The organism is Gracilibacillus halophilus YIM-C55.5 (assembly GCF_000359605.1).
Taxonomy (GTDB): domain Bacteria; phylum Bacillota; class Bacilli; order Bacillales; family Amphibacillaceae; genus Gracilibacillus; species Gracilibacillus halophilus.
Map to the genome: position 1 here is coordinate 30,172 of NZ_APML01000040.1, position 10,364 is coordinate 40,535.

Annotated in this window: 6 protein-coding genes; all 6 read right to left on the minus strand. The window is 38.2% G+C overall.

What is annotated here, in order from left to right:
* Positions 1 to 154 precede the first annotated feature (154 nt).
* On the minus strand, positions 155 to 4,450 hold the full coding sequence (locus tag J416_RS09765; protein ID WP_003469832.1) for a PolC-type DNA polymerase III: 4,296 nt from the start codon (positions 4,448 to 4,450) through the stop codon (positions 155 to 157).
* A 168-nt stretch (positions 4,451 to 4,618) separates the two neighbouring features.
* A complete protein-coding gene (locus tag J416_RS09770; RefSeq protein WP_003469833.1) occupies positions 4,619 to 6,325 on the minus strand; it encodes a proline--tRNA ligase in 1,707 nt (568 codons plus the stop codon).
* Between the two features lie 34 nt (positions 6,326 to 6,359).
* On the minus strand, positions 6,360 to 7,619 hold the full coding sequence (gene rseP, locus J416_RS09775) for an RIP metalloprotease RseP (RefSeq protein WP_003469834.1): 1,260 nt from the start codon (positions 7,617 to 7,619) through the stop codon (positions 6,360 to 6,362).
* 34 nt (positions 7,620 to 7,653) lie between these two features.
* Complete coding sequence (gene dxr / locus J416_RS09780) at positions 7,654 to 8,805, minus strand: 1-deoxy-D-xylulose-5-phosphate reductoisomerase (RefSeq protein ID WP_003469835.1); 1,152 nt, start codon at positions 8,803 to 8,805, stop codon at positions 7,654 to 7,656.
* A gap of 29 nt (positions 8,806 to 8,834) precedes the next feature.
* Positions 8,835 to 9,614 (minus strand): phosphatidate cytidylyltransferase, encoded by a 780-nt coding sequence (locus J416_RS09785; RefSeq protein WP_003469836.1) that lies wholly within the window; start codon positions 9,612 to 9,614, stop codon positions 8,835 to 8,837.
* A gap of 13 nt (positions 9,615 to 9,627) precedes the next feature.
* A partial coding sequence (locus J416_RS09790; RefSeq protein ID WP_003469837.1) for an isoprenyl transferase occupies positions 9,628 to 10,364 on the minus strand: 737 nt, incomplete at its 5' end.

Consider the following 10,364-nt stretch of genomic DNA (forward strand, 5'->3'; position numbering starts at 1 on the left):
CCTTGCCATCAAAGCCGGCAAGGGATAACATTCATCCAATCGCACTATGAAGAAAGAGTGGGGGCGTCCCCACTCTTTCTCCTTTCTAAGATAAAGTCTGATTTAACTATAGCACGAAACCATTCACATTGCAAACGAAAAGGTGACTCATCCATTAAAACAGAGAGAGTTGGTTCTTTTCTGCCATACCATCTAAGCAACCATGTTGATCAAGATACTCTAATACCGTTTTCGAAATTCGACTCCGTTCACGTAAATCTTCTTTCGATAAAAATTCACCATCTTCTCTTGCTTGAACGATATTAATCGCAGCGTTTGTTCCTAGACCATCGACAGCATTAAACGGTGGTATTAACGCATGCCCATCAACAATAAACTCAGAAGCCGTTGAGCGATATAAGTCAACTTTCGAAAATGTATATCCTCTCTCATTCATCTCGAGCGCCAATTCCAATACAGTTAACAAACTCTTTTCTTTTGGCGAAGCATCTAAGCCCTTGTCTTGAATATCTTTTATTCGGTTACGTATCGCTTCTGCCCCTTTTACCATCGTCTCTAGCTCAAAATCACTCGCACGCACTGTGAAGTAAGCAGCATAAAAATACAATGGATAATGAACTTTAAAATAAGCGATTCGAATCGCCATTAATACATACGCTGCCGCGTGTGCTTTCGGGAACATATATTGGATTTTCTTACAAGATTCGATATACCAATCAGGAACATCGTGCTTTTTCATTTCTTCAATCCATTCATCCTTCAAGCCCTTACCTTTACGGACAAACTCCATGATTTGAAAGGCCATCGATGCTTCAATTCCTTTATGCATTAAATAAACCATAATGTCATCACGGCAACCTATGACATCAGGTAGATCACAAATTCCTTGACTGATTAGTTCTTGAGCATTGCCAACCCATACATCAGCACCGTGACTTAATCCTGAAATCAGCACTAATTCCGCAAATGTTTTCGGATTGGTTTCTTCAAGCATTTGGCGAACAAATCGTGTACCGAATTCTGGAACACCTAACGTACCTGTCTTACACATAATTTGTTCAGGCGTAACCCCTAATACTTCAGGACCAGAAAATATTTTCATTACTTCTTCATCATCTGTCGGAATTGTGGTTGGATCAATGCCACTTAAATCTTGCAACATTCGAATCATGGTTGGATCATCATGACCTAAAATATCAAGTTTTAATAAGTTGTCGTGAATGGAATGGAAATCAAAATGTGTCGTCCGCCATTCAGAATTTCGGTCATCCGCTGGGTACTGAATCGGCGTGAAATCGAATATTTCCATATCATCTGGCACGACGATAATACCGCCTGGGTGTTGTCCGGTTGTTCGTTTTGCTCCCGTACACCCTTGTACGAGACGATCCACTTCAGCATTCTTTAATTGTAACTCATGATCACTAGCATAGCCTTTAACGAATCCATAAGCTGTTTTATCCGCTACTGTACCGATTGTTCCCGCTCGATAGACATTATCTTCTCCAAATAATACTTTCGTATAATTGTGTGCTCTTGGCTGATATTCACCAGAAAAATTCAAGTCGATATCAGGTACTTTATCACCTTTAAAACCTAAAAACGTTTCAAATGGAATATCTTGTCCATCTTTATTTAATTCTGCACCGCATTTTGGACATTTCTTGTCTGATAAATCAAATCCACTACCTACAGATCCGTCGTTATAAAATTCACTATACTTACAAGATGGGCATACATAATGTGGTGGTAATGGATTCACTTCGGTAATTTCAGTAAATGTCGCGATTAATGATGAACCAACTGATCCGCGAGAACCAACAAGATACCCATCATCGAGAGATTTTTTTACCAGTTTTTGAGATATTAAATAAATAACTGCAAAGCCGTGTCCAATAATACTTTCGAGTTCATTTTCCATTCGTTGCTGAATTAATTCTGGTATCGGATCTCCATAAATCGATGTGGCATAAGAATAACTAAGATTGCGTATTTCCTCGTCTGCGCCTTCAATATTTGGCGTGTATAAATCTTCTTTTACTGGTTTCACTTCACCAATTTGATCTTTAAGAGCATGTGGATTGGATACCACAATCTCTTTTGCCTTCTCTTCACCAAGAAATTGAAATGCATCGATCATTTCATCCGTTGTACGAAAATACGTATTCGGCAGTGTCTGGCGATTTAATGGATTTCCGCTTTGTGAAGCGATCAAAACTTGTCGATACAATTGATCACTTTGTTCCAATTGATGAACATTTCCTGTTGCTACACATAACTTACCCATTTTATCAGCAAGCTCTACGATATTTCGTATAATATCAATCACTTGCGCTTCATTCTGGATAAGTTCTTTATCCAGTAAATGAACGTAATTGCTAGGTGGTTGCACTTCGATATAGTCATAAAATTGAGCGACCTTCTCAGCCTCTTCCTTTGATTTCTGCATCATTGCAGTAAATACTTCACCTTGATCGCAAGCTGTACCGACTAGAATACCCGTTCGATAACTTTGCAATTTCGAACGCGGAATCCGTGGGACACGATAAAAATAATCAATGTGAGACAAGGAAATGAGTTTATAAATATTTTTCAGCCCTTCTTGATTAGTGGCTAATAACGTAGCATGAAACGGTCGTGATCGCTGATATGCATTACCTTCCCCCATATGTTGGTTAAATTGATTGTGATTCGTGATTCCTTGTTCAACGGAACGCTTCACTAGTTTCCAAAGTAAATAACCAGTAGCTTCAGCATCATAAATTGCTCGGTGATGCTGGGTTAATTCAATATCTAGCTTTTTACACAATGTATTCAATCGATGATTCTTTAACTCAGGAAATAAGAATCTTGCCAATTCCAATGTATCAATGACTGGATTGGTAGCTTCAGGTAAACCGATATGCTTAAATCCTGTATTTATAAATCCCATATCAAATTCCGCATTGTGGGCCACTAATACAGCATCTTGCATCCACTCATGGAACTCACTTAAGACTTGATCCACTTCTGGCGCATTTTGCACCATGTCATCAGTAATGCCTGTTAAATCAGTGGTCGTTTGAGATAATGGGTGATGCGGGTTGGCAAACGACTCATATCGATCAACGATTTCACCATTTTTCACTTTAACTGCAGCTAATTCAATGATCGTATCGTAAATAGCGGATAAGCCTGTTGTCTCAACGTCAAAGACAACGTACGTATCTTCAAGTAATTCACGATCAGTTTCGTTATATGCAATCGGAACACCATCATCAACAACATTCGCTTCTACACCATATATCACTTTTACACCATGCTTCTCACCAGCTGCATGGGCTTCAGGATATGCTTGTGCGACAGCGTGATCAGTAATTGCGATGGCCTCATGCCCCCACTTGCTCGCTTGTTTAATCAATTGTGAGGCTGAGACAACTGCATCCATTTGGCTCATTAAAGTATGAGCGTGTAATTCGACACGTTTTTCACCATCTTTTCCTTTATCATTACGCATTTTAGGGGAAACTTCTTGTATATCTCTTGCCATCATCGTCAGTTCGTTCGTATAGTTATCAGTTTGCACGGTACCCTTAGCTTTTAGCCACATTCCTTCTTGAAATTGTTGAAATTTCTCAACATCTTGATCACCTTTTGAAAACATCTTAATCTGAAATGAATCGGTATAATCCGTTACCTTTAGCATTAATAAATGTCGACCAGAACGTAACTCTCTCACTTCAGCTTCAAACAAGTACCCTTGGAAAACGACATTTCGCTCTTCTTCGGTAATTTCTTGCATCTGTATGGCTTCATCTTTTATCGGATAACCGAGCGTAACTGGACCGGTAGGGCCTGATGATTCTTCTTGTTTTTGCTTTTCACGCTTCTCTTGTTGTTTAAATGCCTCTTCTACTCGTTTTTTATCTTCTAAGGCTTTTTCTTCTTGAAATTTATCAATTTGTTCTTGCTGCTTTTGCACTTCAAATTTGATTTGTTTCTTCGGTAATCCTGTTTGATGACAAAATGCTAAAAACTGTTGTTGTACATCTTGTTGAAATGACTGTTTTTCAATTTCATTACCAACAGTTAACATAATATATTTATCGTCTATTAAAGGTTTTTTCTGTTCTAATGCTCGATACTTAGGCGATGTTTGACTTAATTCAGAAATAAAAATGCGCCAATATTGAAACCATTCTTCTTCAGACAATGTCGGGGTTTGAGATGTTATTGTCCAGTTCACTTTTGCAATAGATGAAAAAGCTTCTGTTAATTTCATTACGAACGCTTGATACACATCCGCAGGCAATACAGATTCCGTGTGAAAATGAAATTGCCATAGCGCGTCAGCTTTAAATACTTCCAATTTCTCAATCGTTGCATTTTGGAAATACTTATTTTTCATATCATCTGGTAAACCAATTTGCTTCATTAAAATCTGCAATTTTTCGGAATTGGAAATACCCATTTTCGATCTCCTTTATTTTACGTTTACTCTATTACTTGTCAGTGATTCGTGAAAAGAACCCATTATGCAGGAAACATCCCTTGTCATTCGATCGACAAGGGATGTGTTTCGCTAACAGATTTATGAAAAAACGAAACATCAAATCGTGGAATCATAAGGGCTATGTTCTTAATGACTCGATTCCAATAACGCTGTTAGTTTTTCGTCTAATTCCGATATATGGATATCAAATTGTTCACCAGTAGCTCTTACTTTACATTCAACGTAGCCTTCTTGTGCTCTTTTGCCTACCGTTAATCGTACGGGCAAGCCAATTAAGTCACTATCTGCAAATTTCACACCAGGTCTCTCTTTACGATCATCATATAAAACAGAAAAGCGCTTCTGCTGAAGTTGTTGATAAAGGGATTCTGATAGTTCAAATTGGTCTTGATGTTTAGGATTCATTGTCAGTAAATGAAGGTCATATGGCGCAATAGCTTTCGGCCAAACGATCCCGTCCTCATCATGAAATTGCTCAACAATAGCAGCTAGCGTTCTTGATACACCAATTCCGTAACAACCCATCGTCATGGTTTCTTGTTTACCTTGTTCATTTAAAAATCCTGCCCCGATTTTATCTGCATAGATGTTACCTAATTTGAATACATGACCCACTTCAATACCTCTAGCAAATTGGATCGTCCCTTGTCCATCTGGAGATGGGTCACCTTCTTGTATAAAACGCAAATCATAATAGGCATTGACTTTGAAGTCACGATCTGGACAGACATTGATAAAATGCTTATCATCTTGATTCGCTCCACAATACCCATTCATAATTGATCGAACTGCATGATCTGCGATGACATCGATTTGATCGATATGTACAGGACCGACTGAACCGGCATTCGCTCCGAGTACTTCATTTATTTCAGCTTCTGTTGCCATTTCTACATTCGTCGCTTGATATGCATTTTTTAATTTTACTTCATTTATATCATGATCTCCTCTACTCAATACAAGGACAAATTCTTCATCAACCTTAAAGAGCAACGATTTCATTCCGTTTGCTAATGGTTGATCCAAATATTGTGCTACATCATGCATCGTATAACGTCCAGGGGTGTCTATAAGCTCTAACGGTTTCGCTTCTTCATTTGGTTGTAAATACTCATTGTTTACCGGTGCCATTTCAATATTAGCTGCAAAAGAAGAATGATCAGAATAAGCAATCGTATCTTCACCAATTTCTGAAAGAACCATAAATTCATGGGTATCCTTTCCACCCATGGCACCTGAGTCGGCAATAACTGCACGAAAGTCTAAACCACAGCGACGAAAAATATTTGAATAAGCGCGGAACATTTTATCATACATGTCATCAAGAGATTCTGTTGATTGATGAAACGAATATGCATCCTTCATCGTAAATTCTCTACCTCTTAATAAACCAAATCGCGGGCGTTTTTCGTCACGGAATTTAGATTGGATTTGATAAACCGTAAGTGGTAGCCGCTTATAACTTTTCACTTCATCACCAATTAATTTTGTAATTACTTCTTCATGAGTGGCGCCTAATGCGAATTGGCGTTCATGCCGATCATTTACTCGCATTAATTCTGCACCAAAGTTATACCAACGCCCAGATTGTTTCCACAAATCTGCAGGTTGTAATGCAGGCATTAGCATTTCAACAGCACCCACACGGTCCATTTCTTCTCTAATAATTTCTTCTACATGTTTAAGCACTCGATTGCCAAGTGGTAGAAAGCTATAAACACCAGCAGCCGTTTGCCGAATATAACCAGCACGGACTAAAAGTTTATGACTAGCAATTTCAGCATCAGCCGGTACTTCTTTTAACGTTGGAATTAAAGTTTGACTATGTCTCATTATGCATTTCACCTCAATTTTTCAGTTTCTTTTCTTATAGGAACAATCGTTGAATATCATTCCATGTGACGACAATCATTAACAATAACAATAATGCAAATCCAATTAGATGAACAACGCCTTCTTTTTGAGGATCGATTGGTTTTCTTCTAATCCCTTCAAGTCCGACAAATAATAGTCGTCCACCATCTAATGCTGGAAGCGGTAAGAGATTCATAATCCCTAAGTTTACGCTTAAAATAGCTGTCCAATAAATAAAGTTTATCATGCCAGTTTGAACAACTTGATCCGTCGCATCATAAATACCAACGGGGCCAGCTAACGCATCAATAGAAAACTGTCCAGTAACAAGCTTCCCTAAAGTTTGCAAAATTAACGTCGACATCTCATATGTCTCATTTACACTATAAGGAATACTGCGCAACAGCGACTTCTCCATTACCGGAGTCACACCTACCTGACCAATATTTTCTTGTTCAGGTACTTCTACTTCTCTTGGTGTAACTTGAACGACAATTTCCTCTTGATCACGTTGAACAAGCATTTCTAACGTTTCATTGGGATGCTCTTGGATCATCGACTGAAATTCATCCCACTTATCAACTGGTTGGTCATCGATTGCAGTAATTCGATCACCCGATTGGAAACCCGCTTCTTCTGCCGGACTATCTTCGGCAACTGTACCAAGTTCAATATGATCAACAGGAATCCCCTGTATCATTCCAACAATGATAAAAAGGATAAAAGCTAAAATAAAGTTCATTAATGGCCCTGCAAACACTTGCATGGCGCGTTGCCCAACAGATTTCGCTGCAAATTGACGATGATAAGGGGCAATTTGCGTTTCTCTCTCATCCATGACAAAATCTGCTTTTTCAGAGACATGAAACAGTTGTTTTTGTTCTTCATCGATTTCATAGCCTTCTATTGTTAATGCATGATCTAAGTCGATACGTTCGACTTCCATCACCATCGCATCTGGATGTTTGGATTTATGGTTGACAATAATTTTATTCACTTTACCATCTTCATTAAAAGTAATTCCAATATGCTGCCCTGGTTTAATGTCAATAATTTCAGGATCTTCCCCAGCGACGCGAACATAACCACCCATTGGTAATAATCGAATCGTATATAACGTTTCATTCCACTTAAATGAAAAGATTTTGGGACCAAAGCCGATGGCAAACTCTCGAACTAACATTCCGGCTCGTTTTGCAAATATATAATGGCCGAACTCATGCACAAACACTAAAAGGCCAAACATCAATATAAACGCAATAATTGTCTCCAAAAAAACACACTCCTTTTTTCGTCAATGGAAGCGACTAACGATGCGCTTCGTCTATCTTTATTCGTGTTTCTTGATCAATTTGATTAATCGTTTCTAAATCTGGAGATTGAATCAAGCGATGTGCTTGAAGCGCATGTTCCACAATCGTCTCAATCTCAAGAAACGTAATTTTTTCCTGTAAAAACAAAGCGACAGCTACTTCATTAGCGGCATTTAGAACGGTAGGCATCGAACCACCCTTTTTTCCAGCTTCATAAGCGTATCGAAGCATCGGAAACCGGTTCATATCTAACTCTTGAAAATGTAGCTGATGAAGTTGTTTTACATCTAATGGTTCAAAACTTAATGAGGATAGTCTTTCAGGATAGGTTAACGCATATTGAATTGGGACACGCATATCTGGCGTTCCTAACTGTGCGATGACACTGCGATCCACATATTCTATCATCGAATGAATCACACTCTCTCGGTGCTGAACAACATCAATTTTTTCATAAGGAATATCAAACAGCCAATGAGCTTCGATGACTTCCAATCCCTTATTCATCATTGTTGCAGAATCGATCGTAATTTTGGCGCCCATATCCCAATTTGGGTGATTCAAAGCATCGTTTACCGTGACACCTGATAAATCTGCTCGGGTCTTATCCCGAAAACTTCCACCTGATGCTGTTAAAATAATTTGATTGACTGACTTCTTATCTTCTCCGTTTAGTGCTTGAAAGATGGCCGAATGTTCACTATCGACTGGTAATAAGTTGACGTTATATTCCTTCGCCTTCTCCATAACGAGATGCCCTGCTGTTACCAAAGTTTCTTTATTAGCAAAAGCAATTTGTTTTTGGGCTTCAATCGCTGCGATCGTTGCTGGTAACCCCATACTTCCCATGACAGCATTCACAACTAGGTCAATTTCACGATCACAACTAATGTCGATTAATCCTTCTTCACCTACTAGGATATGTTGTGGTGCAACATCGATTTGTAACGTTAATTTCTCTTTGATGTCATGATCAGCTACAACAATAGTCTTTGGACGATGGTATTGGATAATGGGTATCGCTTTTTCGATATTTTTACCAAAGGCTATCGCGGTTAACTGAAATTGATCTGGATGCTCTTCGATGACTTCAACTGTTTGTAATCCGATTGATCCAGTTGCACCTAAAATTGAAATTTTTTTCATTGACTAACGCTCCAATATAAATTTTATCATTAAAAAAGAATAAAATGTAGAAAAGGAAAAACGAATAACCAGCTGTCAAAGCGATCTAAGATACCACCATGACCTGGCAATATATTCCCTGAATCTTTAATATCAAAATGGCGTTTAATCGCTGATTCAACTAAATCACCCACTTGAGCAAAGATGGAAGCGAATATTGTTACAACGAGTAGTATCCATACAGACGAGTGCACCGTATAAAACTGTTGAAAGATAACAGCTACCAAACAAGCGAGCAAAATCCCGCCTACAGCTCCCTCTACTGTTTTTTTCGGACTGATTTGTGGCCATAACTTTCGCTTACCAAAAGCTCGTCCACAAAAGTAAGCCCCCGTATCAGTTGAAAGTATAACTAGAATAGCATAAAAAATATAGACGAGTCCATCTTCCTGGAATCCTCGTGTTTGCATAAAATAATAAAAACCTAATCCGATATATAAGGAAGATAAGATGAGATAACCAGTATCTTCAAACGTAAATTTATTCTTCACCAATACAGTATATGCAAGCAACAGTAATACAAAGAACATTAAAATTTCTAAGCGATTGGTAAATAAAATATGGTCCTCTTGATACAATAATGTCCAAAGCAATAATAACGTCAACGCTGAAGGAATAAGATAATTTGTCGTTTGACGCATATGTAATAATTCAAACAACCCAATTGTAGCAAGAATATACATAACAATTTGAAAAGGAAGCCCACCCATGAAAATAAACGGGAAAAACACCAATATTGCTAAACACGCCGTAATGATTCTAGTCTTCATAATATCTCACATCCTAAATGCCGCCAAATCGACGTTTTCTTTGTTGATATTCGGTAAGTGCCTCTTCAAATTGTGCACCATCAAAATCTGGCCATAACGTTTCAGTAAACCATAATTCTGAATAGGCTGCCTGCCATAGTAAAAAATTGCTTAATCGCAATTCACCACTCGTGCGAATCAATAAATCAGGATCTTTCATATTTGCTGTATACAGATGTTGATCAATCAACTCTGCATCAATATCATCAATGGATAATTGTTCAGACTGTACCATTTGACAGATCTGTTTGACGGATTGAGCAATTTCATAGCGCGATCCGTAATTAATCGCTAAATTTAAAATCATGCCCGTATTATCAATTGTTTGATCAACAGCTTTTAAGACGGCAGATTTTGTGTGTTTCGGTAACGTCTCTACTTCCCCAATTGTTTGGACACGAACATTTTGTGCAATTAACTCTGGTAAATAGTCTTGTAAAAAATCAATCGGCAGTTTCATTAAAAATTCAATTTCATCTGTTGGGCGCTTCCAGTTTTCTGTTGAGAACGCATATAATGTTAAAATCTGTACCCCGTGATAATCAGCCGTTTTTACAATCCGTTTTACATTGTCCATACCTTCTCTATGTCCTGCAATTCGAGGTAAACCACGATTTTTTGCCCATCTACCGTTTCCATCCATAATAATTGCTACATGCTCGGGCGGTGTACCAAGCGATACAGATTCAGGTTCAGTCTTTTCCTTTTTTT

Excerpts from the sequence above, each read along its gene's own strand:
- J416_RS09765 (WP_003469832.1), bottom strand. The coding sequence starts at position 4,450 with ATGGGTATTTCCAATTCCGAAAAATTGCAGATTTTAATGAAGCAAATT.
- J416_RS09770 (WP_003469833.1), bottom strand. The coding sequence starts at position 6,325 with ATGAGACATAGTCAAACTTTAATTCCAACGTTAAAAGAAGTACCGGCT.
- J416_RS09785 (WP_003469836.1), bottom strand. The coding sequence starts at position 9,614 with ATGAAGACTAGAATCATTACGGCGTGTTTAGCAATATTGGTGTTTTTC.
- dxr (WP_003469835.1), bottom strand. The coding sequence starts at position 8,805 with ATGAAAAAAATTTCAATTTTAGGTGCAACTGGATCAATCGGATTACAA.